Raw genomic sequence first — 26587 nt, 5'->3', positions numbered from 1 at the left:
GCATAACATAGTTTTTTTATAAAGCTATGGATCATATTCTGCAGGTCTTTCTAAAGGCATTTATACTCCAAATACCGTATAGAATTGGGACCAACCGATGATAGACTTAAAAATGTTAATCTATGACATAATACTTGCATCTTATATCATTATAAGCGTTCTAATATTCGTTCCCCCGGTACTGCTCTCCATAACATCCTCGGATCCGGGATATCTTTCATTATCGGACTCAATACACACATTCTTCTCCCCGCTGTGCCATCAGCTCCCGTGGAGATCGATATTCTTAAACGACATTAAAATGCCGGTGTGCGCACGCTGCACGTCGATCTACATCGCCACGGCCCTGGGTCTATTATTCTTCAGGCTGAAAGGCTTCGGGACAAAGGAATTCAAGATGAACTGGATCCTTTTCGGCTTACTATTCGTACCGACAGGCATCGACGGCGTCACACAGCTGTTCGGCTTGAGGGAAAGTACCAACGAGCTCAGGATCATAGCGGGTTTCCCTTACGGCCTGGGCTATGCACTGTTGATGGTATGGGCGCTGCCATTCATATGGGCCCTGCTTGAGCTGATATGGGATATTGTCTCAAGAAAAGACGATAAGACTGTAAACGGCGTTGTTAAAAGACTAAAAGACATGGTCTGGCCCATTAAATAAAAAGTCGATTAACAGGGATCTAACGTCTAAAATTTTTACAAAAGCGCCAGACCGGGCGTCCCTGTCCTTTTTCACCACGAAATCTTTGATGAGCGGGGTCTTGCTCAGGTTTTAAGAATGAACAAACGTGTCTTACTAAATTGTCTTTGAGATGAAGTTTTTATGGTTGTGCCTGTCGGATGGCAGGCAGGCACGTAACCTCACAGAAACACGGAAACACAAAATTTTTTATATGATTTTTTAAGGGCACAAAAAGCACTAAGAATTTACTCACCAAACCACAAAGGGCTCAAGTATCACCGTCAACGCACAAACAGCCCAAACGCTCGGCTCAACGCACCAACCTGCTCTAATTCACCAACGCTAAAACAAGACACGAACATTCCCCAAACCACAAAAGTTCAATATCCCGGTTTGTGTTCCCCTTGACCTATAGCAGTGATATTAGTCGTGTAAGCGTCAACCGTGCAGTTAAAATTTAGTGTTTTGGAGAATGTTCGGGCCTTGTTTTAGCGTTGGTGAATTAGAGCACTTCGAGCATTAAGCCGTGCATTAGAGACTTTAGTGCGTTGACGGTGATACTAGAGCCCTTTGTGGTTTGGTGAGTGAACCTTTGGGTTTTCGTGACCTTAAATTCTAAAAAAAAAAATTTGTGGTTCTGTGTTTCTGTGAGGTTACGTGCCTGCCTGCCATCCGACAGGCACAACGGCAGAACATCGATCCCATAATGAATGTTACATGCAAGTCTTTACAGAGACCATCAAAAAGTCTTTCATGGGAGCGCACAACGGCGAACAAGGACTACTAACTTCCACCACGAAGCGCCCTTTGTGGTGAAAGCCAGTGGTCCTTATTTGCCTTCTGCCCTTCGATGTGGAAAAGTAATGCCACCGATCGCATTCAGTGTTGAGTATTTTTGAAAGGGGTTATGATCAAATTTATGGCAATGATCATGAGGACTCGTTTTGTTCCGGCTTATGGCGTTCGAGCTCCATCTTAAGGCGCTCGCTCTCCTCTTTTTCCATCTTGAATATCGCCTGCATGTAGGGGAATACATATAATGCGCTTCCCAATCCGAAAATCACGCCGGTGATGATCCTCAGAAGGTTAGTGCTCTCGCGGAACCCGAACAGTTGCGTGAAGCCGTCAAGTGCCATCGGGATGCAGAATAACACATAATAGATTATATTAAAAGGCTGAAGCCTGTCCCTGACGAAATAGAAGGCGATGCCCCCTATAAGGAATGCCACATAGATGGCGAAGCACCTGGAGCATACGGCCATCGAATAGCCGAATATGAATAGCGACCTTTCAGGCATCTGATGGCATGTCGCATGATAGCCTGCCATTATTATCTCTGCAATGCCTGTTAAGAAAGTGTTCCCGGTATTCATGAAAACAGGTGCCAGCACTATCGGCAGTATGAACAATAACACGATCCCATTGATGAGTAGCAGCCAGTGCCTGACTAAGAACGAAGCCATTCTTATAAGATGCTTATCGAAATCCCTGAACAAAATGATCACTACCGGGAGCTTTTGAAATGATAAAGATGTTATTCATTTATATCTTTAATGCTGTCTTCATCAGTCTCTGGCAAGCCCTTCTCCCGACGGGCGTCCTTCGATAGCTGCGGTACGACCATGCCGAAGTAACGGGTGATCAGTACGAGCACTATAGCGCCTAAGAATAAGCCGGATATGCCAAACACTATCGGGCCGAGTATGTATGCGAACATCAAAAGGCCTGTATGGACCTGGCCGCGGGCCATGATAGGCCTCAGGACGAAATCGGGCAGCGTTTCGACGAATATGAAGATCACGACTATCATTATTATGAAAAACACGATGTTCGGCAGTAGCGTGCCCGCTATCAACGAGGTTATGGCGATATATAGAAGAAGCGGCACTATCACGAGAGCCATCCCTACGACCGGGACGAGCGCCGATATTCCGCAAAGTATGCCCATCAGTATCGAATAGGGTATTTGAAGCGTCGGGTCCGGAGCGAACATGTTCAGGACGCTGAAGGTCACCGCGGACACTATCGCGAAGAACACTATACTGAGTATGTTACCGAAGAATATCACTTCGAGGTCCCTGTCAACGGATTTAGCGAACCTGGGCAGGATATTATCATGCTCCCTCATGAAGTTCGGGAAACTCTTCTTGATCCAGGATATAAGACGATCATCGTCGCGGAGAAGATAGAACGCCACGAGGAATATCAGGAACAGCTTGAATAGTATGTCGGCAATGGTGCCTCCCGTCGCAAGCAGTATCTGCGGGATACCGGCCAGAGAGCCCACGCTCCCTGTCAATGTCTTATACCATTCCTGTTCGGTAACGTTCATTATACTCTCGAGGCTTAAGGATTCAAGGGTTAGGTTGCTCTGGATCTGATAAGCCGTCACGCTAAGGTTAGCCAGGGGGCCGCTTACCATGCCCGAGTTGATACCGGAGCCTGCCACAGCCCTGTTAAGCTCGGATATTCCCACCAGGAGCGTATAGGATATTACCAATATCAGCGGTAATACCAGCACCAGCATACATATCAGTACACGCAGCGAATCGCTTTTTATATAGGGCTTGAGCTTTTTCTTGATAGGCCTCGTTATATAGTAAACGAATATGGCATATACGAAAACATCAAGGAATGGCCAGCCTATCCATAACAGCAGCAATATTAGCGCCACTCCGAAAATTATCCACTTTGTATCATAGACCCTAGATAAGAAACCGTTCACGTATTGTAATAATATTTATTATACTAAAAACCTTATGTATCAGCCATGAGTGATTTTTACAAAGGAAAAAAATGCGCGATATGCGGAAAGGACGCCACAAGGGCCCATTTTGGCAGGTTCCTTTGCGATTCCAGAGAATGCATGGACACTGCCCGTGAGACCCGAGAATGTGTTGGAAAGACACTGACTAAATTATAAGTATAATTTAGCCACGTTCATATCTTTTTTAACTCCCAGAGATTGGGATACCGGCTCGCATTTAGACCTTAGCAGGTATGCGATAGGCTTAAAGTCCTCTTCCGACAGTGCCTCGTAGTTCGCCATGCCTTTGCTTATTATTACCGATGCGCCCCGCATGGCTTCAAGCAACTCTTCGGGGGCCTCCTCCAGGCTTATCCCTATCGCGTTGGACCCGGTGGTCATCACAATGTCGACCTTTTTGTCAAGACCCATCCTGGCGACGTCTTCCATCGTAACGTCCGTGAGTATGTATCCGCCCCTCACCACAAGGGTAACGTGTGCGTTAGCTTCCTTTAGCTGCTCCAGGACAAGCTCGTCAAAATAGATCTCGCCGCAGTTGTCGCAGAGATATATCACTTTACCGTTCCGGGCAAGCTCAAGGATCCTGTCCGTGTCGTCAACGTCCAGGCCGTTCTCGAAGAGTTCATTAAAGAACCCGTCAAAGTTCTCCGTCTCGACCTTATGGCCCTGCACTCCGAAGTCAAAGCTGTTCCCGATAATGGACGCCAGCACGGCCTTCCTGAAACGATCCTCAGGCTTTGCGCCGGAGATATATTCTCTGACAGTAGGGATCATCGCCGCAGCGATCCTGTTGCTCTCGGCTTTCTTTTCCCGGTATGGGTCCTCGTCGCCTAAAATACTGTAAGCCTTTCTGTGTATGCCGGTAGATATCTGGATAGCGTTGGTGCCGGGCTTGAAATTTTCCCGAAGGAACTCAATGCCACCCTGGATAGCCATAAACTTTAGCTCTTTATCAGTTGTGGAAAGCTCGGCTTCGTACAGAACGCGGTTCAAAAGACAGGGAGCGCATCTTGGGTCGGATCTCATGTATTCTCGAGCTAAATAAACATGGGCATATGATAAATTCTTTTCCCGACATTAAAGTATTATATATTAGTAAATATATACTAATAGGTATCTATGGAGACACTACGCATCGCAATGTTCTCATGGGAAAGCCTTCATGCGGTAAAAGTAGGCGGCCTTGCCCCTCATGTATCGGAACTTTCCGAGGCCTTAGCGTCAAAAGGCCATGAAGTGCACGTATTTACAAGGGCAGGGGACTACAAGCCGTACGATAATGTAAACGGCGTAAGGTATCAGCGAGTAAAATATGACCAGTTTGGCAACATAGTGAACCAGATGAACACCATGTGCGACAAATTCGTCGAAAGGTTTCATTCAGTGGAGGACATGTTCGGGAAATTCGACATCCTGCACGGACATGACTGGCACCCGGTGACCGCCCTGAACCGGTTAAAGCATGAAGATGGCAGAGACTATATCCTGACATACCATTCGACAGAGTGGGGCAGGAACGGCAACAAGTTCGGCTCATGGCCCGATGCCAGAGAGATATCCCATAGAGAATGGCTGGGAGGATACGAATCAAAAAAGGTGATCGCAACATCACCTGTGCTAAAAGAGGAGATCCAGTTCCTCTATAGCATTCCGTCAGAAAAGATCAATCTTATCCCGAACGGCATCTTTCCCGGAAAGATGAAGAAGGACCTCGACCCGGGGAGTGTGAAGGAGAGATACGGCATACATCCCCTGGCTCCTGTCATCCTTTTTGTCGGCAGGATGCGATATCAGAAAGGCCCCGACCTGCTTGTCGACGCGGTTCCGCTCGTATTGAAAAAGCGCGGCGATGCTAAGTTTATCTTTGTAGGGGAAGGGGACATGAGGGGCGCCTGTGAGAGAAAGGCAAAAAAAATGGGAGTTAGCGACGCATGCATCTTTACCGGGTACCTTCCCGACGATCATCTGATCGATATATTTAACGCGTGCGACATGCTCGTTGTCCCGTCCCGGAACGAGCCTTTCGGCATAGTAGTCCTGGAAGCCTGGGATATTGGAAAGCCGGTGATAGGCACGGACGCGGTGCAGATAATAGACAATTTCGTCAACGGTATAAAGGCACGGATGTACCCTGAATCCATAGCATGGTGCATAACGAACGTCATTAATAAGCCCGGTGCCCTGAAATGGATGGGAGGGCAGGGCAAAAAATTGATAGATGCCATATATAACTGGGACTATATCGCCGATGAGACCATAGGGCTTTATAAAAAGATACAGTCACAGTAACGCTATAAGTTTTCATTTTCGATGCCAGTACTTCTGATACGACCTGAATAACTGTATCTTTAATATCCTCGTTCAAAACATAAGAATAACATGACACCGGACGGTTTAAATAAAGTAGTATAATGGGAGAAATGATGAGCTAACTGAAAAGATCAATATTGAAGCTTACCGTCTTTCATTATTAACTTTTTATCCCCGTTCTTGTATTCCACTTCGAGCGTGATCTCCGGAGAGGTCACAAAATCCCAGTGCATGTTGCTCTGGACGTTTCCGCCGTACATGTCGCTTCTGCCAAAAGCGACGTGGACAGAGCCGCCTATCTTTTCGTCCGTGAGAATATACCCTATGGCCCGATCGATAACCGGATTCAGTCCGATACCCAGTTCTGCCACTTTCAAAGCATTCGGCGCCCCGTATTTTTTTATGTCCAGCTCGACCATCTTTTCCAGGGTGTCCCGCAGCACGCTTTCGTTAGTATCGGCTGTGCACTTCTCGGGTATCAGCGTCCCGTCCTTAAATTCCAGCGTGACGCCTTTTATTATGATGCCCCTTGTGAGGTCATCGATAGTAAGGGGGCAGTATATACGGCCTTCTCCAAAGGTTTCCACAGGCGCGACAAAGACTTCTCCCGCTGGCAGGTTCCCGCCCTTGTTACCCTCGGCTTCTTTTTCGGCTGACCAGAGGCCGTCATCCAGGTTAAGCCTTCTTCCCTCTATGTTCAGCTTAAAATCAGTGCCATATGGGTCCGTCGCGTGAACATATCTTCCGCCGTCAAGGACTTTTCTCAGGTACTCGCAATCGACCATCAGTCTTCCATAGTCAATGTTACACCCGCCGATGACCAGCTTTTCCAGGATTTCGACCGGCACGCCGTACATTTTGGCCATAGGCTCGGTCGCCCATCCCATGTATACCCATCGTTTTCCGGGCTCGCCATATATGATCTGCATGATCGGGAACATGCCGTCAGACCGCGCCTGCATCTTTTCCCGGTAAAATGATTTGATGGAAGGGTCGAAATATGGCTCTATGATAACATAAGCATCCATTGATTCTGTCACACCCTTCATTATCTTTGGAGTTCGCCTGTACTGGTCGACTGTGTAGGTCTCGAGCATCCTTTTTTGAAAATCGTTAGACACCGAATGAATGAACGGCTCCGCACCTCGGCGGGCTACCTGTATACCGATCTCTTCAAGGAAACCCTGCTCATGGATGCCTCCGGATATGAAAATCGCCTCGCCGTCTCTGACGTTTAAAAGGTTCAGGATGTTTTCAGCAAGCTTTGGGAACATTGCAGGGTCGATCATGTTATGTAGGTTGTATTATATGTTGAATAAATTATCTTGTGCATGTTACGTCAAAGACGGATAATACCTGAGATGTGACATGCAAGGCAGAAATGTAAATGGATAAAAATTGCCAGGGGATCGCGGTAAGCAAATTTATCCGGGGAGTGAAAAACTAGGAAGAGCCGGAGACCGATACTCCGACTATTTTTTGCGCAGCTCTGAAAACATGGTATACGCGATACCAAAGAACAGGAGCATTAACAGGATAACGGTGACGAGATCATTATTTGTAATGTCCGGCTTTAGCAGTATGGATGCGGAAATAAACAGGATCAATAATTCTATAAGGCCCTCGACGGCAAGGATCGCAGTATATATTTTGTTGCCGCGAAACATTTCTCCGTTCGCGGATTCCAGCCGGATGGTCCCCTGATCGACCCCAAGGAATCTTATGTAATTCCTTAGCTCTTGCCTGTCCAGCTCATCCTCTATGGACGTTACCTTCATTCCCCTCCTGCGCTCGTTTATTTCCCGGACTTTCTTATTGATAAGCTCGGTTTTTCTCTGGATAGAGTCGGTCCCCGTTTTTTTATTCATGAGCAACTGTTGAAAGTTATAGTCTAAATACATTTTCGCTCACGTTCGGGGGGTAAACGGTTGATAGCCAGGCTAAAATTACTGTATAGATAAATGAAATAGATTATTTTATTAGAATTTAGTGATAAATGCCGTAAATTTCACGGGACATGGATTAAATTCCCTTAATGGAGAGAAGTTCCGCCAACATCCATTATTTTTGACTGCTTATACGGGATATTCGGTTAACCGGCAGGTTTAAGGAATATTTGATCTCCAGCCGGATTCTTTTCCGCATATTCAAAGCATTTTCGGGCGATTTTCATCCCAGCGGCTCGATCGTGGGATCGTCCGCCATCCGCCGGGAGGAAAAAATCTTTATTCCCGGTATGCACCCGGGATCGTACCATCAGCTATTATACGGGATAATGACCTGATATTTTAGTCATTAAAAGAAATCAAAGAGCCTTTTCTGCTGGCGCAGATACCTGTAAAGCGTACTGGCGTTAAGCCATGGCGACATAGGCGTGTATATTTTCGAGGATATTGAGTTTATAGCCTTGTCCAGAGTGTCAAAGCACTCCGGGACCGAGTTCATAGCTTCCCTGGCAAGTTCCCTGAACCGCCACACTCCCAGCGGTATCCAGTCATTCTTCACTTCAAGGAAAGCTATCGCTCCCGCCTGCCTTCGGATACCATCGAGGTATTCCAGTACAGGCAGCCTGGACGCATAGTAAGCTCCCGCCGTATTCGAAGCATAGGTCTTTCTACCTTCATAAAACTCGAAATCTGCGTCGACATGATAGTTGGGCGCGCTCATATGCCAGAGCTCAAGCGCTTCGAACATCCACGTCGTGGGTGTCAATAATATTCTCACATTATTTGCCAGCGCTTCCGCTCCAAAGACCATATACTGGTCTATTGTAGGATAGTATTTTACGCCGTCAGCAAGTCCTTTTCCCACGATATCATCAACCGCGGTTATGCTCCATCCTGTGGGCACCAGCCTCCTGTTCTCCTTTTGTCCCAGAAGTCCCACCGAGAATAACCGGGTGATCTGTCTCTGGTCAACCCCGCTTTCGAACAGCTCAACGACACCCGGCGCGGCTTTATAGTCGGTGTCGGATGTCACCCTGTCCACTTTACGCGGGACTGAAGGGTTATCGACGATGGTGAGATCTTTAAGGGAGGCTGAAGGGCCCGATGGTGCCTCACGTGCTGAAAATGCTACCCTTGTATCGGGCTTTTTCTCAAAAGATGCCTCGGTGTCCACGGACCTATCCGAAAGCACCATTTCCTGCACTTTTTCCAGGATGCCTGAGGGGTCCGACGCGCTGTGTATATCGATCACGGACTTACTTCTCACGAGCTGGAACCGGTACCGGAGAATATCGTCAAAGCTGGAGCCGATCCAGTGTTCCGAGTCCATGTGCATTGTATCCCCGCATACGGGCGGTATGAGCGGGCCTGCGATGACCTTTGGATACCCGAAGCTTCCGACGAATACTGCCGGAGGCGCCGAACCGGCGATATTCGTGCTCTTTAAGGATTCAAGGTCAAGATAGGTTTTGGATTTTATGAGGATAGGGCAGACCTTCTTGCCGCATAAGGCCATGAATCCCTTACATCTGGAGCAGAGAGACTCTTTTCTGCTCTCCCCGTAGCCGGCATTAAAAGTGACTTGCTTATCCACACTCTGAATAAAGCCGCTAAAAAGAATAATGGTTTTGCATGCTCATTGAAAATAATATAGATGCCCGGGTCCCCGCCTGAACCAGACCCGGGCACATATTTTCTATTCAGACAACCAGCGTTTATTTGGTGTAATATGTCAGGTTGATAGCATTATATAGCTGCCTCTGGCTGATGTCGCCGTCCATGTAGTTCAATACGGGATTTGCCCCGGCATCCACTACATAGTAGTCAGTCCCGGCGGTCGGTATCAGGCTTATCATAAAGCGATCGTAATCGCCATAGCCGCCGCAGAGCGCCTTTAGAGAGGCGTCCAGGACATCATATTTTTGTTCGTTGGTCATCCCGCCTGGCGTGGTGACAGTCAGAGACACTATCTTTTCACCGTTCTCCAGGTTACCGGGCGCCACTTTTACTGAGTCGAATCCGGACTCATTCATATATTCGGTAACGTAAGTGGACCTGTCGGGAGGCTCAACAAAGCCATTATCGTTTTCCTTGAACGCCGCTTCCAGGTCTATCGACATACGGGTCTTATTTACAGGGCTGTCGGACGCCCTCAGGCTTTGGGTCTCCGGAGTGACAACGATAGCCTTATCCGCGATCTCCGAAGCTGTCGCTCCCCCGTCCATATACGATTTTATCGAGGAACGCTCAAGAGCATAGATGTCGACTTTATATTGCGAGGGATTTATCTTTTCAGTGGTATCCACCAGCCCTACGAGCAGCGGGTCTTTAACGTCAAAAACCGGGTACAGGGCCGTATAGCCCGCTAAGAGCAGGCTTGCAGTGTCGCCAGATGCCACAGGCCTGTAGATGTAGACCATCGCAACCTCATCCCCTCCGACCTGCTGAATGGAAGCGCCTCCGAAGGAATATCCCCCGGCACTGATCATCTCTTTTAACATGTCAAACTTTTCCAGCACATCGGCTTTTACGGAACTCCCGTCATCCGACGCCGCGGCAGGTGTGGGGTCCGGCCCCGATGAGTCTCCTGCAGGGGCCGGATTTAATATGCTCTGGAAAACAAGGATGACAGAGCTGACTACTATTAATCCAAGTATTATCGCTACTAGCACATTTCGTTTCATACTGATACCTCTTTACCGTTGATGTGGACCGGTCAATGCCCGGCCCGAACCCTTGGTGATCGTCACCGTCACAGTTATCCGGTCATTTTATAGGATCGATGCTTTGCTTAATTTTGTATATTGAGTAATAAATAAAATTTATTAATATATAACCATTTAATGTCTAAAAATCAATTATCCAATATATAACAACAGTAAAAACACGGAAATCAGGTAATTATGGCACAATGAAATTAGTTTTTCAATCAGGGATAATTATTTTGGCAAAAATTAAGTAACCCGATGTTATCTTATCCCCCCTTCATCCTTACATGGGACTGTAAGACGAGGTAAAACCCTTCCCGACACAGGGCAAATTATTTTAATAGAAATGTATTTGAATGAACAGGCAAATATCAAAGAAGAATATTTACCAGCATGTTTTAATGTCATTATCAGGCGTTTTTGCCTGACCGAACAGGAGAAATGAAAGCACATGTGTCTTGCAGTCGTTGCTCAATTAAAAGAGATCAAGGAGAATACAGCGGTAGCCGATTTCGGAGGCCTCACCCAGGAAGTAAGAATAGACCTCCTCGAAAACCCGAAGGTCGATGATTGGGTCCTGGTCCATACAGGGTTCGCTATTCAGCAAATAGATGAGAAAGAAGCGCTGGAAACGTTAAGGTTGCTCGAAGAGATAGCAAAAATGGACGAGGAACAGTAAACATGCACGAGCTAAGCATAGCGACGGACCTTATCAACGCAGCCATAGCCACGGCTCAGCAGAACAATGCAAAGCAGGTGCTGAGCGTCACCGTCGAGGTCGGGGAAATGGCCATGGTGAACCCCGAACAGCTTATCTTCATGTATGAGGTCCTGACCGAGGAGAATATGCTGAAAGGATCGAAGCTGAACCTCGTTAAAGTCCCGGCAGTGGCAAAATGCGAAAGCTGCGGCTATGAAGGGCCTGTAGAGGATAAATACACTTGCTCGTGTCCGAAATGCAGTAAGACGCTCAAGCTCATAGCGGGTAGAGACATCAGTCTAAAAAATATGGAGATAGAGGTATAATGGATAAAGTCAGCCTTATACACGGTGCGGGCGGAGAGATGATGCAGTCGCTCATCGGCAGCGTATTCGCCAACATCAAGAACAACAACGCTGGCGGCGTCGGGCTCGAAGCCCTGGACGATGGCGCAGCTATACCGTTCGGGGACAAATACATTGTTTTGACGACGGATAGCCACGTGATTAAGCCTATCTTTTTCCCCGGAGGCGACATAGGCAGGTTATCAATATCCGGCACGGTAAATGACCTGGCAATGATGGGCGCCAGGCCGGTAGCCCTGACTAACGGCGTGATAATCCCCGAAGGCTTCTCTATGGATGACCTGAAAAAGATCGTGGAATCTGTCGACGAAGCTCTGGGAGAGGTCGGAGCAGCCCTTGTGACAGGCGATACGAAAGTACTGCCAAAGGAAGCGCTTGACAGCATTTTGATCAACACCGCCGGCATAGGCATAGCGGACACACCCATACGTGATTCCGGCCTTAACCCGGGGGACGTCATCATCGTCACAGGCACGATAGGCGATCACGGCATATCGATCATATCCCATAGAGAGGGCTTCAAGTTCGGCACGGAGCTGAGATCGGATTGCGCCCCGATATGGAACACTGTAAAGGCTGCGCTTGACGTCGGCGGAGTGACTGCCATGAAAGACCCGACCAGAGGCGGTGTCGCGAACGTGCTCAACGAAATGGCGAGTAAAAGCCACGTTAAGATAGTGATAGAAGAGGAAGCGCTCCCGATACGCCAGGACGTTAAAGCCGCTGCCGACATGCTCGGTATCGACCCGATGGAAGTGGCGAACGAGGGTAAGGCAGTGATAGGCGTCAGGGCGGACAAGGCCGATGAGACGCTTGCCGCTATAAAGAATACTAAATATGGGAAAGATGCAGTCATCATAGGCACCGTTACAGAAGGTAAAGGCGTCATCATGAAGACGAAGATCGGCGGCCAGAGATTCATAGAGCCGCCATTGGGCGATCCAGTACCGAGGGTCTGCTAGTAGACCCTGATTTCTATTTTTATTATCAGCTTTTAAAAAAATGATTTTCTGAAAAGCTCTTTAACTGTGACTGAATTAAAAAAAGTCGGTAATTGAGCCATCATTTTATTATGGCCTTATTACCGGAAGATCATTTAACGATCATTGTCTCTGTGCCGGCACCATCGCCATGGATGTTGCAATGTACTATAGCCTTTAAATTAGCGTCCTTATCGAAGTTGCCTGTATAACTAATATCCCATGTTGGGCCTTTTTTATAGCTGCTACTGTCAAAGCTCCATTCCTTTAACATTTTATTACCGTCATAGAGAGTGACCTTATCCACGAAGTGTCCGGGACCTGAACCCAGATGGTTTACTATTACGGTAACTGTGGCCGGCATCTCGCTAGATACGGTAGAAGGCGCGCTTATCGATACCGATGGCACATTAGCCAATACTGTCAGCGGTATCATATACATGGCCAATAAGATAATTGCCGTCAGCACTATTTTTCCAGAACTTTTCAAAGATGGACCTCCTTATAATATTGTCTTTTCATCTGATTATCGGGACCATGAAAAATGGGATCATGCTGATGATCACTTCACGTTCACTTTCATGCCATACGAGCTCTCTGCGTTATCGCTACAGTGAACCACAGCCCTCAGATCGGCGTCCCTATCAAGAGAACATTGATGCTTAAGGTCCCAGGATCGGTCTTTTACATAGTTGTCCCTGCCATATGTCCATTCCTTGAGCAGTTTGTCCCCGTCATAAAGAGCGACCCTGTCCACATAATGTTCCGGCCCGGTCCCGAGATGATTTACGGATAAAATTATCGTTGTTGTCGTACCTTTTTTGAGGCTTTCCGGAGTGCTTATGGAGACCTCGGGCTTATGGGCCATACCGGTCACCGGTGCCATACACATATTAAGAAAATCAGCCATTAACGCTGCATTTTTTCTCCAGATCATAGTTTCATCCCCCATTTGCCTTACTTTAAATATTATATAATATCGGGAAAATAAGCCATCTTAAAATTTTACACGAAAACATTGATATATAAAGATATTAATTTGACTTTAAAATCCGGCCAGCAATGGAATGGAATTTATCATGATAGATTTGATAATATTATCGTTGTGGTTCATGCTTCCAGCCTATATAGCAAACCCCGCGGCAGCTTTATTCGGCGGTGGCAAGCCCGTCGACCTCGGAAAAAAATTCCGGGACGATCGACGTATACTAGGAGACGGTAAGACCTACAGGGGTTTTATTATGGGCTCTATGATAGGGGCTTCGGTAGGAGCCTTACAACTGGTCATTGCCCCCCATATCGCGCCGTGCTTTGCAGAATACGTTGACCCCGAAGCATTTACCAGCATATCGTACCTAGCATTGATAACGTTGCCAGTGGGTGCGCTGATAGGCGATATGGCAAAGAGTTTCATCAAAAGGCGCATGGGATATGAAAGAGGGCAGATGCTCCCGCTTGCCGACCAGCTTGATTTTGTCATCGGAGCATGGATACTGACGTATATTGTAGACCCGTCATGGATGCTGGCTAATTTCACCATAGGGATAATCATCACAGTGCTCTTGATCACTCCGATACTACACCTGTCGACCAATATTATCGGCTTCAAGATCGGCGCGAAAAAGGAACCCTGGTAAATATCATTTAATGGAGATGCTCAACATGGACATCGGACTCGTTGAAATGCTGAAAGAGACCGGAGCCGTGAAGTTCGGTGATTTCACGCTTTCCTCCGGCAGAAAGAGTAAATATTACGTTGATAAGTACATTTTTGAGACAAACCCTAAATGCCTTGAGGCTATCGGAGAACGCATAGCGAAGATGATACCCGGGGGATCCAAAAGGCTCGCGGGCATAGAGATCGGCTCGATACCGCTCGCGGCGATCGCCAGCGTAAAAAGCGGCATGCCGTTTGTCATAGTCAGGAAAGAGAAGAAAGGCTACGGCACTAACAAGCTCGTAGAGGGCGTTTTCGAACAGGGCGATAAGGTCTTCGTCGTGGAGGACGTCGTTACGACAGCAAAGGGTGCGCTCGGCGCTGTCCACGCATTAAGGGAAGCGGGACTTGTGGTCGATACCGTAGTTTGTGTCGTCGACAGGGAAGAAGGCGGCCGGGAAAACCTGGAAAAAGAGGGTATAAAGGTCCTGTCCCTTGTTAAGTCCAGCGAACTTCTGGGTTATAAGCCCTGATAGATTACCCTGCCATTTTTATCTTTTTAACAGGAAATAGGAAGTGTCTATCGAGTTGTGATAAGGTTACTATAATAACCCCTATTTTATTCATTTATTAGCCGCTCATTAAGCTTATCTATGATTTAAGTCATTATGATAAAGCATAGCATTATGAGTCTATGCGATTAAAAACGTTCATTACATTCATGTGAGTTGATATTGATGAAGATCCTTGTAGTTGGTTCGGGAGGCAGAGAGCATGCGATCGCCGAGGCGCTCGCCAGGAGCAAGTATTCCCCGAAGATATATGCAGTGATGGGAAACTTGAACCCGGGGATAAAAAAGCTTTCAGCTGACTATCTGCTTGAGAAAGAAACGAACGTGCCGGCAGTCGTAAGATTCGCCGAAGAGAATAAAGTGGATTTTGCCATCATAGGCCCGGAATCGCCTCTGGCGGCCGGCCTTGCCGACGCTCTGGACGATGTCGGGATACCGGCAGTAGGCCCCAAAAAGCTCGCAGCCCAGATCGAGTTCGATAAGGCATGGACAAGGGAGTTCATGGCCAGGAACAAAATAAAAGGCCTGCCGACATTCAAGGTCTACAGCGATTATGACGACGCCTGCAGGTACCTGAAGGATAATCCGGACATAGTCGTAAAACCCGCAGGATTGACCGGAGGCAAAGGAGTCAAGGTCATGGGAGACCATATGACGACCGTGGCGGAAGCCTGCGAGTATGCGGCGGAAGTGCTGAAAAAGGATAAAGTCGTGATAGAGGAAAAGCTCGTAGGCGAAGAAGTTACCATACAGGCTTTCGTCGACGGCGAGCACATAGCCCCTATGCCCACGGTGCAGGATCATAAGAGAGCGTTCGAGGACGATAAAGGTCCCAACACGGGAGGCATGGGATCCTATACGGATAATATTGAGCTCCTGCCGTTCATGACTCTCGACGACTACAATGAGGCGCTTGAGATAATGAAAGCCACTGTAAGGGCTATCAAGAAGGATACCGGGGTGGAATATAAAGGAATACTATACGGCCAGTTCATGATCACGAAGAACGGCATGAAAGTCGTAGAGTTCAACGCCAGGTTCGGCGACCCGGAAGCGATGAACGTCCTGTCGCTGCTTAAGACCGATTTTGTCGATATATGCGAGTCTATCATAGACGGCTCTCTTGATAAGATGGACATCGAGTTCGAGAGGCAGGCCACCGTATGCAAATACGTGGTACCCGCAGGATATCCTGACTCGCCCGTAAAAGATTCGCCTCTTGAAGTGGTGGAAAGGCCTGAGTATAAGGTTTACTATGCCAGCGTTAACGAAAGAGACGGTAAAGTATATACGACATCATCCAGGTCGCTTGCTATCGTCGGGATGGCGGACAGGATCGCCGATGCGGAAAAACTTGCGGAGATGGGGCTATCAAACGTTCATGGCAAGTTCCATTGCAGGCATGACATCGGGAAAGAGACTCTCATCAGAAAAAGGATAGAGCACATGGAAGCCATTAGAGGAAGATAATCTTCCTCCAGGTTCTTTTTTCTATATATACTGTCTATTTTACTAATAAATAGTGAAGGGCAAACTAATGATCTGTCCCAAATACCCTATTTTTTTCTCCTTATGATTACAAAACCCACAAAGGCGGATAAGGGCACTGGCTTTCACCACGAAGCGCTCAACGGGCACAAGGGTACACAAATGACTTTTTAGTAGATTAATATTATTTATAAAAAAATAGTGGTCCTTATTTGCCTTTGTGTACTTCACGGGGACATTTCTTTATTTTTTCCTGGCGCATCTTAACGCGAGCATTTCCGCGGCATATGTCATCGGGTCTATCATAGGCGAGACAGGCGGCGCATAGCACGTCTCCATGTCGGCAAGCTCTATTGGCGTTATGCCTTTCTTGATACCCAGCGACAGAGTGTTTATCCTTCCGTGGACGCCCTCCTCGCCGATCACCTGGCCGCCGACTATTCTCTCTCCGTCAGAGATCAGCTTGATATTTATCTTTTTTCCGCCCGGGTAGTATCTTGCACGGGTGTTTCCTGTAGCCTTAAATGATATTGGCTTTATCCCCATAGACTCGCATGCCCGGCTGTTTAAGCCTACGCTGCCTATGTGCAGGTCTCCCACGACACAAACTGTTGGACAAATAACAGGCCCGTAAGGCGCCCCCTTTCCTAAAAGCTGGTCCGTCAGGTAGCTTGCCTGCCTGTTCGCGACGCTCCCTACGGCGCACAGCATCGGCTTATTAGTTATCGCGCTTATGACCTCCGCGCAATCGCCTGCGGCAAAGACATCATCGAGTATCAGGTTATTCATCTTTACCCGGAAATACGGGTCGACGACAATACCGCCCGCAGGCCCGATCTCAAAGCCGGCCTTTCTGGCAAGTTCTACGTTCGGCCTGACACCGGCGCTTAAAAGCACCATGTCCGCGGGAATTGTCTCGCCGTCCACGGTGACGGATTCGACCCTTTCCGCACCGTTTATGGAACTGACACCTTTTCCGGTCATCACGCGCGCGCCTTTACTTATAAGATATTCTTCCAGCAATACCGCCATATCGGGATCCAGCGACGACGGAAGTAGCTGCGGCATACGCTCGATAATAGTCAGGTTGATTCCCCGGTCTAAAAAAGCAGGAGCTGTCTCAAGACCTATAGGTCCTCCGCCGATTATCACGGCATTTTTTGATGAAGATATGCTTTTCAGTATGGAGCGCCCGTCATCCAGGTTTATCAAACGGTGTACGCCTCTCAGCCCCGTACCCGGTATCGGAGGCACGAATGGTACCGTGCCCGTCCCGATCACAAGCTTATCGTAGTGGACTTCCTCACCCTTATCGGTCGTAACGGATTTCCTGTCGGTGTCGATAGACGCTATGCCCGTGCCTGTGCGGACGTCAAGGCCGAGGTCTTTGAATACCTCCGGGTTGTATAATATGAGATTGTCAAAACCGGGTATCTTCCCGTCAAGAACGAAAGGCATCCCGCACTGGCTGTATGCTACCGTCGTTTCCCTGGAAAAAACAATTATTTTAAGGTCGGGGTTTTTTCTCGCAAGGTTGAACGCTGCAGTAAGGCCAAGGCCGCCTGCGCCTATGAAAATGATCCTGTCCGATGATGACATGACATTGACCCGAATATTATGTCACCGGATAAATATCCACTATAAAAATGAGTAAGATAATTATCCTGTGATCAGATCTCTTTACCCAGCCTCTTAACCTCTTCGAACTTTTTATCGAGGTTGTCTATCTTTTCTTCGAGAGTGTCAACGAATATTTTTGTCTTTTCGGTCGTGACAGCCCCATGCATGGATGGTCCGATAAGCCCCTCATGCTCGAGCACCCTGAGCGAGTATCGCACCTTATGTTTCGGAAGTCCTGTCACTTCAGATAGTTTCATGATCCCGATAGGTTCCTGCTCAATTACATATTTTAGTATCAAAAAATGCCGCTCGAGCATATCAAGTTCAGTCTCAAGTTTATTGATAAGCATAAATACCACCCTGCATGTGGGTCAGGCTAAAGTTGGATGTTGATATGTTATATCATACCTGACATTGTAACAGTAGTTTAAGTTTTTCTTAGTATTAAGATTTTATCGGTTACTGGAGATTAAAATAAGAGTATAATATAAACTATTTTGATATGTCGGAAAAAATTATCAAAAATGCCTAAAAAATGGTATCATATGTGTTAACATATAACATATAAAAAATTGAGCGGATATTTTTTCAATTAATCGTCCTGTTAAGCAATAATTGCCTGAAGACAGCCGATCGGCCAAAATAAAATGAGAATTAAATATTACTTTTTGATCTCTTCCAGCACCAGCTCGATCAGTTCAGGTATGGCGGCCTCAACTTCAGGGGTAAGCTCCTTAGTGAACTCGATCAGGCGCTTTACTTCGACGCCGTAAATGATTATCTCCGACGGCATCTTCTGGACCATCCTGCCGACATTTATAGTATCGACAAGGTTGAGGTCGTGAAGGGAAAGCATGAACATGCCCGAAGGCGGAAGCTCTTTGTCAGTAAACCGGTATATCGTACCCGCAGGTTCGTTCCCGGTCTGGACCGCGTCTATTATGACAACTTTATCGGCATCCTCTATCCAGCTAAGGATGTTAAGTCCCCCTACGCCCGCGTCGATGCACTCCACGTTCTCGGGCAGGTCCATCTCCTGTAGCTTCTCTATCACCCGTATACCGACTCCGTCGTCACCTACGAGCGCGTTGCCGCATCCAAGTATCTTAATGGTTTTTGTCATTATTTATCTCCTTTTATAAGTGTACCTATACGATTGCCTGCGACCGCGTCCAGCAAGTTCTTCGGATCTTTTCCGTTAACGACTATGGTCGGGATCTTAGATCTTTTTACTATCTGGGCTCCCAGCGGGTCGAAAATATTGTTCGCTCCTGCGGTCATCTCTATCTTGGTGACCATGTCGACCAGTTCCTGAGGCGTCATCCTGTCGATCTTTTTCGCCTTCGGGTCCAGTTTGGGGTCGGCCGTATACACTCCATCGACCGACGTAGTCCTTATTAAAAGGTCGGCGTGGACATATTCCGCGAGGATCGCTGCGACGGCATCGGTTGTCTGGCCGGGCACTACGCCGCCCATAATGACGACTTTACCGGAATACATCGCAAGACCCGCTTCCTGATAGTCGTAGGGAGGTTCCGGGTACGCATAGTCCTCGAGGGCCGATATCAACAGCCTTGCGTTAAGCCTTGATACTCCTATGCCGATATAGTCCTGTAGTGAATTATTAGCCTTTAACTCACGTGAAACATTGATATAATCTCTCGCCGGTGTCCCTCCGCCCACCACGATGAGAACAGTATGGTCCTTCGCGAGAGTCTTTATGACCTTCGCATATGCTTTAAACCTCTTTGAATCGAGGTCCGGGGCTATCGCGGAGCCGCCGACTTTAATGACGATCTTCATAGTAATCCTCTCTGTGAATATACCCTGCCTTACAAAAATATTTCGATGCCGGATATGATATGTAAATATTTTCCATTCAAGATGTTCACAAAATATATATTTGTTTCCCGGTGGAAAATCTTTATATCTTAGCAACCCCATACCACACAAATGTATAAAGGATTGCCGGGGGTAGTCGATATGATATCTAAAAGAGTATCAGCCATTATCATAGTATTCTTGCTTATAGCATGTATAGTCCCGGCTAACGCTGCTTCTTCTGAAAATAACCTCGTCCGCGTGACCAAGATCGTAGTGGAGCCTGATGGCTCGGACCTGAAGTACACGCTAAATTATGATACGAGCATATTCACCAAAGTGTTCTCGCTTATTTTCGGGGCAAGAGTGATACAACCGTCCATAGAAGGCGTATTTGTCGACGACTCTGACCTGACCCTGGTCAGCATAGACCCCAACAATTGTATAGCGAAATTCACCGCCAAAAACCAGTCAAGGCTCACGATGGGCGGCTGGTACGTATATGACGGCGGCGCGAAGTTCTCAACCGAGATCGAGGAGATCGAGATCAGGGACATGTCCATGGAAAAGCCGATCATTGTCAGGAACGGCGCAGAATTACCGATGTTCTATTACAGAGCATAGATCTTCATGCCCCGGACTTCTTTTAGAACGTATCCAAGCGTTCTGTAATCCGGTCAGTTTTAACCGTCTCATATTGATTCATTAAAAAAATAGCTATTTCTTTCGCTACCACAAAGGCGAACAAAGACCACTAACTCCCACCACAAAGCACACAAAGGCGAACAAGGACACGACTTCCAACCACAAAGCACACAAAGGCGAACAAAGACCACTAACTCCCACCACAAAGCACACAAAGGCGAACAAGGACACGACTTCCAACCACAAAGCGCACAAAGGCGAACAAGGAACACAAAAGACTTTTTTAGAAGATTAGCATATACTAAAAAAATTAGTGTACCTTATTCGCCTTCGTGCGCTTCGTGGTTAACAGTCTAGTGTACCTTACTCGCCTTCGTGCGCTTCGTGGTTAACAGTCTAGTGTACCTTACTCGCCTTCGTGCACTTCGTGGTGAAAAATAGTGGACCTTCGAGCCCTTAGAGCCCTTCGTGGTGAAAAATGGTGAGCCCTGATTGCCTTTGTGTTATCGAAAAGGATCATTTGCGCTTCTTTTTAGAGGTCTTTAGCGCGGACGGCAGGTCTACTATGTAGTTACCCTCTTCCTTGGACATAACAAGCTCTTTTCTGTTCAATAGTATCGGAAGGTTGATCTCATAGCTGCCTTTTTCCAGAATGCGTACACTGTCGATCCTATCGAATTCGGACTTCTTGTCAGCGGCCTCGTTTTTATTTTTTGTGGGTGAGGGCGGCTTAATGACGTCTATGATATCTTCCAGTGGCGTGACGGGCGGAGCCTCTGGCTGAGCCTCAGTCGGGGCAGGCTCTGCGGAAGCGGCTTCGGTCACAAACTCTGCAACCGTTTGCTTTGCTTTTTTGGGTTCCTTTTTCGGCCTGATGTACTGGAATTTTTTACAACCGCATACAGGACAGCCTTTTTCAAGGTCCATCGAGCCTGATTCTATGATATTTTTACAGTCCATGCATTTATGGGGCATATTACGACCTTATGCTATAAGGGCAGAGATGATATCTTTTTCTTTCTTTATGCTCTTTAAACGATTTGCCGGGCCTATGACGGTCATGCGAGAATCGGGGTCTTTACCGAACAATTTTCCTATCGCCGACTTTTTCTGGTCGCGCGGATAGCTCTGTATCTCGATGCCGGAGAATACGTCGTTACGTATCTGTATCATCGTGAACTCGATGAGCTTTGCTTCTTCCATCGGGTCGAGGCCTTTTTCGAGTATTACGATATGGCCGTTCATGACGTCATCCAGGATAAGCCTTATCTTTTCCATTGTGTTCATCGACTGCATCCTGTTTGCTGATATGATGTTTATCTGAACCTCATCCGACATCGGCGCATCACCCGAATCTCTTCGCTATGGTCTCGTACAAAAGATCAATATTGTTGCCTTCCAGCGCAGATATCGGTACGACCGTATGCTGAGGGAATGCGCCCTTGATACGCTCCACCGAGGAACCCTGGAGGTCCATTTTATTGGCGACTATGAGCATCGGAAGGCTTCTTGCCTCCATATTGCCGACGACGGTGACGTTGACCTGAGTATACGGATCCTGCGTCGCGTCCATGACAAGCAGGACGCCGTCAAGGTTATCCATCCACTTTATAGCCTCTATGACTCCTTCGGTAGCCTCTTTTGCCCTTTTTTTCGCCTCTTCTTCCGGTATGCCCATCTCCATAAAATCATGGAAGTCTATCTTAGTGGCAAGCCCCGGAGTGTCGACGATGTCCAGCGTTATGGAGGAGCCGTTGCTCGATATTGTCACGCCGTCACGCTTCTTGACCCTTCTGGTCTCATGTGGCACGTTTGACGCTGTTCCGATGGTCTCGCCCGTGAAGTCGGTCACTACCCGGTTGGCAAGCGTCGTCTTGCCCGCGTTCGGCGGCCCGTATATTCCTATACGCGATACTTTTTTCTTAAATATACTGCTTAGAAAGCTAGATAGATTACTCTTAAGCTTTGCTATAAATGCCATCCAATTCCCCTGCGAGTGTTAATTTATGGCATTTTAACTATATTAAAATATTCTCTTATCGAGCATACGCCAGAAGATGGTAAGAGGATATGTTTGTTTTTTATGGCCCCGCCACATAGATACTACTAACATATTAAAAAACGGATAATATTAATAATATTATCATCATAATATAACATAGATTATATAGATTCTTGAGGAGCGAGCCAGATGGAGACCGATTTACCCGTTAGCGACGTCATGTCGCGAAGGCTCATAACAGCCGATGTTTCTGAAACTGCGGACAGGCTTGGCAGCATAATGTCCGAAGCTAAAGTGGGGTGTATTATCATCACTAAGGGCGCGCGGCCAGTAGGAATAGTCACCGAGCGCGACATTGTCGTAAAGATCGTATCAAAGAATCTTCTTCCTTCTACAGTCGTAGCCGAGGACATTATGTCCCGGCCCCTGATCACTATCACACCGGACAAGAGCGTTGAGCTTGCGTCAAGGGAAATGTCCAGGCGCAGGATCCGCAGGCTCCCTGTGGTGCAGGGTAACAAATTGATCGGGCTAGTATCCGATTCTGACCTAATGATGGTATCATCAGAGCTTAGCGAGATACTGAGAGACCTTATCAGGCAAAATAATCCCCAGGGAGAATTTTCAGAGGAATCGGAAGAAGTGATGGAGACGAGAAACCCCACTACTTTTATCCAGGGCATATGCGAGGTTTGCCAGAAGTTCCAGGAGTCCCTGGAATACATCGACGGTAAGTACGTATGCTCGAGCTGCAGGGAAGATCTCCCATTCTATCAATAAAAAAACCTGGTGATATGATGATAGTCGAAGATATGATGTCCGTAAACCCGGTATCGATAAATGGCAATGAGTTCGTGACGAGGGCCAGGGAGCTGATGAGGGAATACGGCTACCAGAGCTTGCCTGTCGTTGACGATGATAAAAAAATCGAGGGCATGATAACCATCCAGGACGTGATCAAGGTGACATCGACCAGATCGAATGTCACGGTCAAAGGGTTCATAAGGCGAAATGTCCCCACGGTGACTCGTTCAACAGGCCTTGCCGCTGCTGCCAGGACATTGCTGGGCACGGATGAGGGCAGAGTCCCGGTAGTTGACGATAATGGACGCCTTATCGGCCTTTTAAGCATTGTCGACATTTTTCAGGGCATAGGGGACCTGGAGTTACAGGATGAGCCCGTGAAGAACTATATGACAAAAAAAGTCCTGGTCTGCGAGCCTGAAGAAAACGTGTCGCGCGTATGGCTGAACATGATAGAGCGCGAGATAACCGGATTTCCCGTCGTAAGTAAAGATATGGAAGTTATAGGCATGGTCACGCGTGAGGATATTATGAAGCGGGGCTATGCCAGGATAGAGCGCGAGAGCGAAAGAGGTCACATGACATCCACTACGGTCCAAAAGATCATGACGACGCCCCCGGTGACCGTGAACGAGGATGACAGCATAAAAAAGGTGGCGAAGATATTCATCGAAAGAAATATCGGCAGGGTCCCGGTCGTAAGGGATAACAAGATCGTGGGCATAATCGACAGGTTTGATATCATAAGAGCTTGCAGGAGGCCGATGCTGGTTGACTAGGGAAGGTATAAATGAGTTTGGAAAAAACAGGCGTTCACGCCGCGCTAACACAGGAAAGTTCGTACATGACCTGAATGAAAGCTTTACTAAAGGCCCGCTGGATTTCAAGCAGCGCATATCCCAGCATGTAAGCGGTATCATGGCCGTGGCGAGCAAGGATGTCGTCACTATACCGCCCACCACCACGATCATGGGAGCGGCCAGGACTATGGTGGGGTATGGATATAGAAGGCTGCCGGTGGCCGACCCCGGGACAAAGAGGATAGAAGGTATCTGCACTGTCGTAGATGTGATCGATTTTTTAGGGGGCGGAGATAAACGCCAGATCATAGACAAAAAATATGACGGTAACATGATCGTGGCGATAAACGGCCCCATAACTGAGATAATGCAGCAGGAAGTCATCACGATACAGGATAGCTCCTCGCTGGAAGACGCGGTCTCCACAATGATAGAGAGATCCATAGGAGGCGCTCCGGTCGTCACGGAGGATGGAAAGATCGTGGGCATCATAACAGAGAGAGATATTGTCCATCTGATGGGCGAGACGATATCGGGTAAGAGGATAAGCGACGTGATGAGCGAAAGGGTCACTACGGCGCCGCCGGACATGTCCATAGAGTCGGCTGCAAAGACGATGATAGAGAGCGGTTTCCGCAGGCTACCGATAGTCTCGAATAACCTGGTCTGCGGCATAGTCACCGCGACTGACATAATGAGATACCTGGGAAGCGGGGATGCGTTCAAAAAGCTGGTGACGGGCAACGTTGACGAGGCCTTGAGCCTGCCGGTGAGCAGCATCATGAAAGGCGAGATAATCACGGTGCGGCCGGATGAAGACCTGGGGGCTACGGCAAAGCTCATGTACAGGAATAAGATCGGCTGCCTCCCGGTCATCAGCGATGAAGGGCTGGCCGGGATTATCACGGAGCACGATATAATGATGTCATTGAAGGAGGAGGAGTGATGACAGAGGTCGGCGAAATAATGTCTTCGCCTGTCTTCGCCGTATCTATGAGCGATAACCTTGCCAGGGCGAGAAACCTGATGCTCCGCAACGGAGTTTCCAGGCTTGTCGTGATGGACGGTGAAGACCTTAAAGGGATAGTTACTAAAAAAGACCTCGCTGCGAGGTTAAACCAGGCAGAGCCGCAATGGAGAAGGCGTCCGCTCGATAGCATACCTGTGGAGATTGTTATGACGCCGAACCCGATCACGGTCACGTCGAATATCCCGGTACAGGAAGCTGCCGCGCTCATGCTTGAGAACGAGATATCAAGCCTCATCGTTTTTGATGATAGGGTCAAAGGTATCGTGACAAAGCATGATCTTGTAAAATTTTTCACTCTCCTGGGATGCAACCTTCGCGTCGGGGACATGATGTCGTCTAACATGTTGAAAGTGAGCAGGCACCATACCATAAACAGCATAATGGATCTCATGGACGAGAATGAAGCGGAGAACGTCATAGTCACTGACGGCCTTGAAACTAGCCCGTACGTGGGCTTTATAAACATGGCAGACCTCGGGTTCGTGGAAATAAACCCCAGGCATGTCAAGGATATCAAGGAGACGAGAAAAGAATCCTATGCAGGTCAGAAGAAGTACAGGCATTTCAGGGAGGCCATGATAGTCGCTGAGGACGTGATGTCGACACCGCTGGCATCCGTGAAGCGAGAGGATAAGGCGGTCGACGCCGCCCGTATCATGGTAGATAACAACTATGATGCGCTGCCGGTCATAAACGGCGAGCTGACCGGCCAGTTCAACTACATGAACATACTGAAATGGCTATCGGAGGCCCCGGAATGAAAGTGAAAGATATCATGTCTAAACCGCATACGATCGATAAATCGGCCAGGATGTCCGAAGCTCTCGACATGATGGATAAATACCATGTCAGAAGGCTGGTCGTTAAACACAAGGACGAAGTCCAGGGAATAGTGACCTTAAGGAGCATATGCGGGGAACTTGGCTCAAGGAGAAAATATAACCACCCGCCGTCGCTGTTCCATGTATGCGATGCAGTGAGCAACAATTTCAGCATGATCGGCCCTGAAGATGACCTGAAGAAAGCCATAAGCATGCTAAAGGACGTCGATTGCGTAGTAGTTGTAGACGGCGATGTCGTCGGTTCGATCACCACCAAGGACGTCATCAGGAACGCCACGCCGGCAGGAACGGTGTCGTCGATCATGAAGATGCCGGTAGTAGCACCCCCGGATGCGAGAGTGGCGCATATAAGAAAGCTGATGATGGAGAAAGGAGTGACGCGCGTCCCGATCATGGACGGGCATGTGCTGGTCGGACTTGTGTCTGAGACCGATATCGCAAAGGCATTCAGGGGAATAAAAAAGCATGCCCAGCAAAACCGGCAGGACAACAAGGTCGAGATGCTTATCGCCATGGACATAATGAGCGTCAGCGTTATCACGGTGCCCCACGATACGCAGATAAAAGATGCGGCTAAACTGATGATAGAAAAAGATATCGGCGCACTGCCTGTGATGAATGAAAACAACCATGTCATCGGTATGATAACTCGAAGGGATATCATCAAGGCCATATAAAGTCACAGGGGAATTGAGAAGTCCATGGAAGGGTCGGTTTATCCCATGTTTTAGCCATCGTACCCTTTCATGAAAATTTTTTATAGTGTTTTTTGATAAAGATGCCGATCCTGAGGCCATAACTACGGATGGATCCGCAGTATAGGGAATCTATTTATTTTCGGCGCT

31 protein-coding genes are annotated in these 26587 nt (G+C 47.8%); 15 read left to right on the top strand and 16 right to left on the bottom strand.

Annotated features, from left to right (window positions below; genetic code table 11):
• Positions 1 to 97: 97 nt before the first annotated feature.
• Positions 98 to 664, top strand: coding sequence for a DUF2085 domain-containing protein (locus tag CUJ83_RS05540; RefSeq protein ID WP_230741289.1), 567 nt, complete (start codon positions 98 to 100; stop codon positions 662 to 664).
• Between the two features lie 950 nt (positions 665 to 1614).
• Here the strand turns inward: CUJ83_RS05540 and CUJ83_RS05535 are convergent.
• A complete protein-coding gene (locus tag CUJ83_RS05535) occupies positions 1615 to 2181 on the bottom strand; it encodes a DUF2085 domain-containing protein (protein WP_230741288.1) in 567 nt (188 codons plus the stop codon).
• Between the two features lie 38 nt (positions 2182 to 2219).
• Complete coding sequence (locus CUJ83_RS05530; RefSeq protein WP_230741287.1) at positions 2220 to 3410, bottom strand: AI-2E family transporter; 1191 nt, start codon at positions 3408 to 3410, stop codon at positions 2220 to 2222.
• Between the two features lie 45 nt (positions 3411 to 3455).
• Here CUJ83_RS05530 and CUJ83_RS05525 point away from each other — a divergent pair, with 45 nt between their 5' ends.
• A complete protein-coding gene (locus CUJ83_RS05525) occupies positions 3456 to 3608 on the top strand; it encodes a hypothetical protein (protein WP_230741286.1) in 153 nt (50 codons plus the stop codon).
• Here the strand turns inward: CUJ83_RS05525 and CUJ83_RS05520 are convergent.
• Positions 3603 to 4478 (bottom strand): damage-control phosphatase ARMT1 family protein, encoded by an 876-nt coding sequence (locus CUJ83_RS05520; RefSeq protein WP_230741285.1) that lies wholly within the window; start codon positions 4476 to 4478, stop codon positions 3603 to 3605. The two genes, CUJ83_RS05525 and CUJ83_RS05520, sit on opposite strands and share 6 nt — an antisense overlap.
• Positions 4479 to 4571: 93 nt before the next feature.
• Between CUJ83_RS05520 and CUJ83_RS05515 the strand changes: the two genes are divergently transcribed.
• Positions 4572 to 5741: a glycosyltransferase family 4 protein gene (locus CUJ83_RS05515; protein ID WP_230741284.1), complete on the top strand. Its 1170-nt coding sequence runs from the start codon at positions 4572 to 4574 to the stop codon at positions 5739 to 5741.
• Between the two features lie 152 nt (positions 5742 to 5893).
• On the opposite strand, the gene CUJ83_RS05510 is transcribed toward CUJ83_RS05515, so the two are convergent.
• The 4 genes from CUJ83_RS05510 to CUJ83_RS05495 form a co-directional block, all read right to left on the bottom strand.
• Entirely contained in the window at positions 5894 to 7051 is a 1158-nt protein-coding gene (locus CUJ83_RS05510; RefSeq protein ID WP_230741283.1) for an aminopeptidase, read from the bottom strand.
• A gap of 183 nt (positions 7052 to 7234) precedes the next feature.
• Positions 7235 to 7630 carry a hypothetical protein gene (locus tag CUJ83_RS05505; RefSeq protein WP_230741282.1) on the bottom strand — a complete coding sequence of 132 codons (396 nt, stop codon included), beginning with the start codon at positions 7628 to 7630 and terminating at the stop codon, positions 7235 to 7237.
• A 427-nt stretch (positions 7631 to 8057) separates the two neighbouring features.
• A complete protein-coding gene (locus CUJ83_RS05500) occupies positions 8058 to 9302 on the bottom strand; it encodes an Nre C-terminal domain-containing protein (protein WP_230741281.1) in 1245 nt (414 codons plus the stop codon).
• A gap of 121 nt (positions 9303 to 9423) precedes the next feature.
• Positions 9424 to 10392 (bottom strand): hypothetical protein, encoded by a 969-nt coding sequence (locus tag CUJ83_RS05495; protein WP_230741280.1) that lies wholly within the window; start codon positions 10390 to 10392, stop codon positions 9424 to 9426.
• A 475-nt stretch (positions 10393 to 10867) separates the two neighbouring features.
• Here CUJ83_RS05495 and CUJ83_RS05490 point away from each other — a divergent pair, with 475 nt between their 5' ends.
• Genes CUJ83_RS05490 through hypE form a run of 3 tightly spaced genes read left to right on the top strand, consistent with a single transcriptional unit; the run spans position 10868 to position 12443 of the window.
• Positions 10868 to 11095 (top strand): HypC/HybG/HupF family hydrogenase formation chaperone, encoded by a 228-nt coding sequence (locus CUJ83_RS05490; protein WP_230741279.1) that lies wholly within the window; start codon positions 10868 to 10870, stop codon positions 11093 to 11095.
• A gap of 2 nt (positions 11096 to 11097) precedes the next feature.
• Positions 11098 to 11442: a hydrogenase maturation nickel metallochaperone HypA gene (hypA, locus tag CUJ83_RS05485; protein WP_230741278.1), complete on the top strand. Its 345-nt coding sequence runs from the start codon at positions 11098 to 11100 to the stop codon at positions 11440 to 11442.
• Positions 11442 to 12443, top strand: a complete 1002-nt coding sequence (gene hypE / locus CUJ83_RS05480; RefSeq protein WP_230741277.1) for a hydrogenase expression/formation protein HypE — start codon at positions 11442 to 11444, stop codon at positions 12441 to 12443. Before hypA ends, hypE begins: the two co-directional genes overlap by 1 nt.
• Before the next feature lie 130 nt (positions 12444 to 12573).
• Here the strand turns inward: hypE and CUJ83_RS05475 are convergent, their stop codons facing one another.
• Together CUJ83_RS05475 and CUJ83_RS05470 are read right to left on the bottom strand one after the other, a co-directional pair.
• Positions 12574 to 12951 (bottom strand): desulfoferrodoxin family protein, encoded by a 378-nt coding sequence (locus CUJ83_RS05475; protein ID WP_230741276.1) that lies wholly within the window; start codon positions 12949 to 12951, stop codon positions 12574 to 12576.
• A 72-nt stretch (positions 12952 to 13023) separates the two neighbouring features.
• Positions 13024 to 13398 carry a hypothetical protein gene (locus CUJ83_RS05470; RefSeq protein WP_230741275.1) on the bottom strand — a complete coding sequence of 125 codons (375 nt, stop codon included), beginning with the start codon at positions 13396 to 13398 and terminating at the stop codon, positions 13024 to 13026.
• 175 nt (positions 13399 to 13573) lie between these two features.
• On the opposite strand from CUJ83_RS05470, the gene CUJ83_RS05465 reads away from it, so the two are divergent.
• The 3 genes from CUJ83_RS05465 to purD all read left to right on the top strand — a co-directional run bounded on the left by CUJ83_RS05465 (position 13574) and on the right by purD (position 16160).
• A complete protein-coding gene (locus CUJ83_RS05465; protein WP_439651960.1) occupies positions 13574 to 14098 on the top strand; it encodes a CDP-2,3-bis-(O-geranylgeranyl)-sn-glycerol synthase in 525 nt (174 codons plus the stop codon).
• 25 nt (positions 14099 to 14123) lie between these two features.
• Positions 14124 to 14651 (top strand): orotate phosphoribosyltransferase, encoded by a 528-nt coding sequence (gene pyrE / locus CUJ83_RS05460; RefSeq protein ID WP_230741273.1) that lies wholly within the window; start codon positions 14124 to 14126, stop codon positions 14649 to 14651.
• Between the two features lie 204 nt (positions 14652 to 14855).
• Positions 14856 to 16160 carry a phosphoribosylamine--glycine ligase gene (gene purD / locus CUJ83_RS05455; protein WP_230741272.1) on the top strand — a complete coding sequence of 435 codons (1305 nt, stop codon included), beginning with the start codon at positions 14856 to 14858 and terminating at the stop codon, positions 16158 to 16160.
• Positions 16161 to 16421: 261 nt separating this feature from the next.
• Here the strand turns inward: purD and CUJ83_RS05450 are convergent, their stop codons facing one another.
• The 4 genes from CUJ83_RS05450 to pyrH all read right to left on the bottom strand — a co-directional run bounded on the left by CUJ83_RS05450 (position 16422) and on the right by pyrH (position 19601).
• Positions 16422 to 17777, bottom strand: a complete 1356-nt coding sequence (locus tag CUJ83_RS05450) for an NAD(P)/FAD-dependent oxidoreductase (protein WP_230741271.1) — start codon at positions 17775 to 17777, stop codon at positions 16422 to 16424.
• Positions 17778 to 17848: 71 nt separating this feature from the next.
• Complete coding sequence (locus CUJ83_RS05445; protein WP_230741270.1) at positions 17849 to 18148, bottom strand: hypothetical protein; 300 nt, start codon at positions 18146 to 18148, stop codon at positions 17849 to 17851.
• 311 nt (positions 18149 to 18459) lie between these two features.
• The gene (locus tag CUJ83_RS05440) at positions 18460 to 18921 is read right to left on the bottom strand and encodes a hydrogenase maturation protease (protein ID WP_230741269.1); all 462 of its coding nucleotides are present in this window, start codon (positions 18919 to 18921) and stop codon (positions 18460 to 18462) included.
• Positions 18921 to 19601 (bottom strand): UMP kinase, encoded by a 681-nt coding sequence (gene pyrH, locus CUJ83_RS05435; protein WP_230741268.1) that lies wholly within the window; start codon positions 19599 to 19601, stop codon positions 18921 to 18923. Before pyrH ends, CUJ83_RS05440 begins: the two co-directional genes overlap by 1 nt.
• 150 nt (positions 19602 to 19751) lie before the next feature.
• On the opposite strand from pyrH, the gene CUJ83_RS05430 reads away from it, so the two are divergent.
• Positions 19752 to 20243: a hypothetical protein gene (locus CUJ83_RS05430; protein WP_230741267.1), complete on the top strand. Its 492-nt coding sequence runs from the start codon at positions 19752 to 19754 to the stop codon at positions 20241 to 20243.
• A gap of 537 nt (positions 20244 to 20780) precedes the next feature.
• Here the strand turns inward: CUJ83_RS05430 and CUJ83_RS05425 are convergent.
• Genes CUJ83_RS05425 through CUJ83_RS05415 form a run of 3 tightly spaced genes read right to left on the bottom strand, consistent with a single transcriptional unit; the run spans position 20781 to position 22245 of the window.
• Entirely contained in the window at positions 20781 to 21239 is a 459-nt protein-coding gene (locus tag CUJ83_RS05425; protein WP_230741266.1) for a Zn-ribbon domain-containing protein, read from the bottom strand.
• Positions 21240 to 21248: 9 nt separating this feature from the next.
• Positions 21249 to 21602, bottom strand: coding sequence for a DUF2073 domain-containing protein (locus CUJ83_RS05420; protein WP_230741265.1), 354 nt, complete (start codon positions 21600 to 21602; stop codon positions 21249 to 21251).
• Between the two features lie 7 nt (positions 21603 to 21609).
• Positions 21610 to 22245, bottom strand: a complete 636-nt coding sequence (locus CUJ83_RS05415) for an Era-like GTP-binding protein (RefSeq protein ID WP_230741264.1) — start codon at positions 22243 to 22245, stop codon at positions 21610 to 21612.
• Between the two features lie 210 nt (positions 22246 to 22455).
• Between CUJ83_RS05415 and CUJ83_RS05410 the strand changes: the two genes are divergently transcribed.
• From CUJ83_RS05410 to CUJ83_RS05390, 5 genes are read left to right on the top strand one after another with little or no spacing between them, the layout of a single operon-like run.
• On the top strand, positions 22456 to 23046 hold the full coding sequence (locus CUJ83_RS05410) for a CBS domain-containing protein (RefSeq protein WP_230741263.1): 591 nt from the start codon (positions 22456 to 22458) through the stop codon (positions 23044 to 23046).
• Positions 23047 to 23060: 14 nt separating this feature from the next.
• Positions 23061 to 23849 (top strand): CBS domain-containing protein, encoded by a 789-nt coding sequence (locus CUJ83_RS05405; protein ID WP_230741262.1) that lies wholly within the window; start codon positions 23061 to 23063, stop codon positions 23847 to 23849.
• On the top strand, positions 23842 to 24816 hold the full coding sequence (locus CUJ83_RS05400) for a CBS domain-containing protein (RefSeq protein WP_230741261.1): 975 nt from the start codon (positions 23842 to 23844) through the stop codon (positions 24814 to 24816). The genes CUJ83_RS05405 and CUJ83_RS05400 overlap by 8 nt, the downstream gene beginning before the upstream one ends.
• Positions 24816 to 25661 (top strand): CBS domain-containing protein, encoded by an 846-nt coding sequence (locus CUJ83_RS05395; RefSeq protein WP_230741260.1) that lies wholly within the window; start codon positions 24816 to 24818, stop codon positions 25659 to 25661. The genes CUJ83_RS05400 and CUJ83_RS05395 overlap by 1 nt, the downstream gene beginning before the upstream one ends.
• Positions 25658 to 26419 carry a CBS domain-containing protein gene (locus tag CUJ83_RS05390; protein ID WP_230741259.1) on the top strand — a complete coding sequence of 254 codons (762 nt, stop codon included), beginning with the start codon at positions 25658 to 25660 and terminating at the stop codon, positions 26417 to 26419. The genes CUJ83_RS05395 and CUJ83_RS05390 overlap by 4 nt, the downstream gene beginning before the upstream one ends.
• The last annotated feature ends 168 nt before the right edge of the window (positions 26420 to 26587 follow it).

It is taken from the genome of Methanooceanicella nereidis, assembly GCF_021023085.1.
Classification (GTDB): domain Archaea; phylum Halobacteriota; class Methanocellia; order Methanocellales; family Methanocellaceae; genus Methanooceanicella; species Methanooceanicella nereidis.
This window is presented reverse-complemented; position numbering and strand designations above follow the sequence as displayed.

Bases quoted from the DNA above. Each gene is read 5' to 3' on its own strand.
- CUJ83_RS05540 (WP_230741289.1), top strand. From the start codon at position 98: ATGATAGACTTAAAAATGTTAATCTATGACATAATACTTGCATCTTAT.
- CUJ83_RS05525 (WP_230741286.1), top strand. From the start codon at position 3,456: ATGAGTGATTTTTACAAAGGAAAAAAATGCGCGATATGCGGAAAGGAC.
- CUJ83_RS05520 (WP_230741285.1), bottom strand. From the start codon at position 4,478: ATGAGATCCGACCCAAGATGCGCTCCCTGTCTTTTGAACCGCGTTCTG.
- CUJ83_RS05515 (WP_230741284.1), top strand. From the start codon at position 4,572: ATGGAGACACTACGCATCGCAATGTTCTCATGGGAAAGCCTTCATGCG.
- CUJ83_RS05510 (WP_230741283.1), bottom strand. From the start codon at position 7,051: ATGATCGACCCTGCAATGTTCCCAAAGCTTGCTGAAAACATCCTGAAC.
- CUJ83_RS05505 (WP_230741282.1), bottom strand. From the start codon at position 7,630: ATGAATAAAAAAACGGGGACCGACTCTATCCAGAGAAAAACCGAGCTT.
- CUJ83_RS05495 (WP_230741280.1), bottom strand. From the start codon at position 10,392: ATGAAACGAAATGTGCTAGTAGCGATAATACTTGGATTAATAGTAGTC.
- CUJ83_RS05490 (WP_230741279.1), top strand. From the start codon at position 10,868: ATGTGTCTTGCAGTCGTTGCTCAATTAAAAGAGATCAAGGAGAATACA.
- hypA (WP_230741278.1), top strand. From the start codon at position 11,098: ATGCACGAGCTAAGCATAGCGACGGACCTTATCAACGCAGCCATAGCC.
- hypE (WP_230741277.1), top strand. From the start codon at position 11,442: ATGGATAAAGTCAGCCTTATACACGGTGCGGGCGGAGAGATGATGCAG.
- CUJ83_RS05470 (WP_230741275.1), bottom strand. From the start codon at position 13,398: ATGATCTGGAGAAAAAATGCAGCGTTAATGGCTGATTTTCTTAATATG.
- CUJ83_RS05465 (WP_439651960.1), top strand. From the start codon at position 13,574: ATGCTTCCAGCCTATATAGCAAACCCCGCGGCAGCTTTATTCGGCGGT.
- pyrE (WP_230741273.1), top strand. From the start codon at position 14,124: ATGGACATCGGACTCGTTGAAATGCTGAAAGAGACCGGAGCCGTGAAG.
- purD (WP_230741272.1), top strand. From the start codon at position 14,856: ATGAAGATCCTTGTAGTTGGTTCGGGAGGCAGAGAGCATGCGATCGCC.
- CUJ83_RS05450 (WP_230741271.1), bottom strand. From the start codon at position 17,777: ATGTCATCATCGGACAGGATCATTTTCATAGGCGCAGGCGGCCTTGGC.
- CUJ83_RS05445 (WP_230741270.1), bottom strand. From the start codon at position 18,148: ATGCTTATCAATAAACTTGAGACTGAACTTGATATGCTCGAGCGGCAT.
- CUJ83_RS05440 (WP_230741269.1), bottom strand. From the start codon at position 18,921: ATGACAAAAACCATTAAGATACTTGGATGCGGCAACGCGCTCGTAGGT.
- pyrH (WP_230741268.1), bottom strand. From the start codon at position 19,601: ATGAAGATCGTCATTAAAGTCGGCGGCTCCGCGATAGCCCCGGACCTC.
- CUJ83_RS05430 (WP_230741267.1), top strand. From the start codon at position 19,752: ATGTATAAAGGATTGCCGGGGGTAGTCGATATGATATCTAAAAGAGTA.
- CUJ83_RS05425 (WP_230741266.1), bottom strand. From the start codon at position 21,239: ATGCCCCATAAATGCATGGACTGTAAAAATATCATAGAATCAGGCTCG.
- CUJ83_RS05420 (WP_230741265.1), bottom strand. From the start codon at position 21,602: ATGTCGGATGAGGTTCAGATAAACATCATATCAGCAAACAGGATGCAG.
- CUJ83_RS05415 (WP_230741264.1), bottom strand. From the start codon at position 22,245: ATGGCATTTATAGCAAAGCTTAAGAGTAATCTATCTAGCTTTCTAAGC.
- CUJ83_RS05410 (WP_230741263.1), top strand. From the start codon at position 22,456: ATGGAGACCGATTTACCCGTTAGCGACGTCATGTCGCGAAGGCTCATA.
- CUJ83_RS05405 (WP_230741262.1), top strand. From the start codon at position 23,061: ATGATGATAGTCGAAGATATGATGTCCGTAAACCCGGTATCGATAAAT.
- CUJ83_RS05395 (WP_230741260.1), top strand. From the start codon at position 24,816: ATGACAGAGGTCGGCGAAATAATGTCTTCGCCTGTCTTCGCCGTATCT.
- CUJ83_RS05390 (WP_230741259.1), top strand. From the start codon at position 25,658: ATGAAAGTGAAAGATATCATGTCTAAACCGCATACGATCGATAAATCG.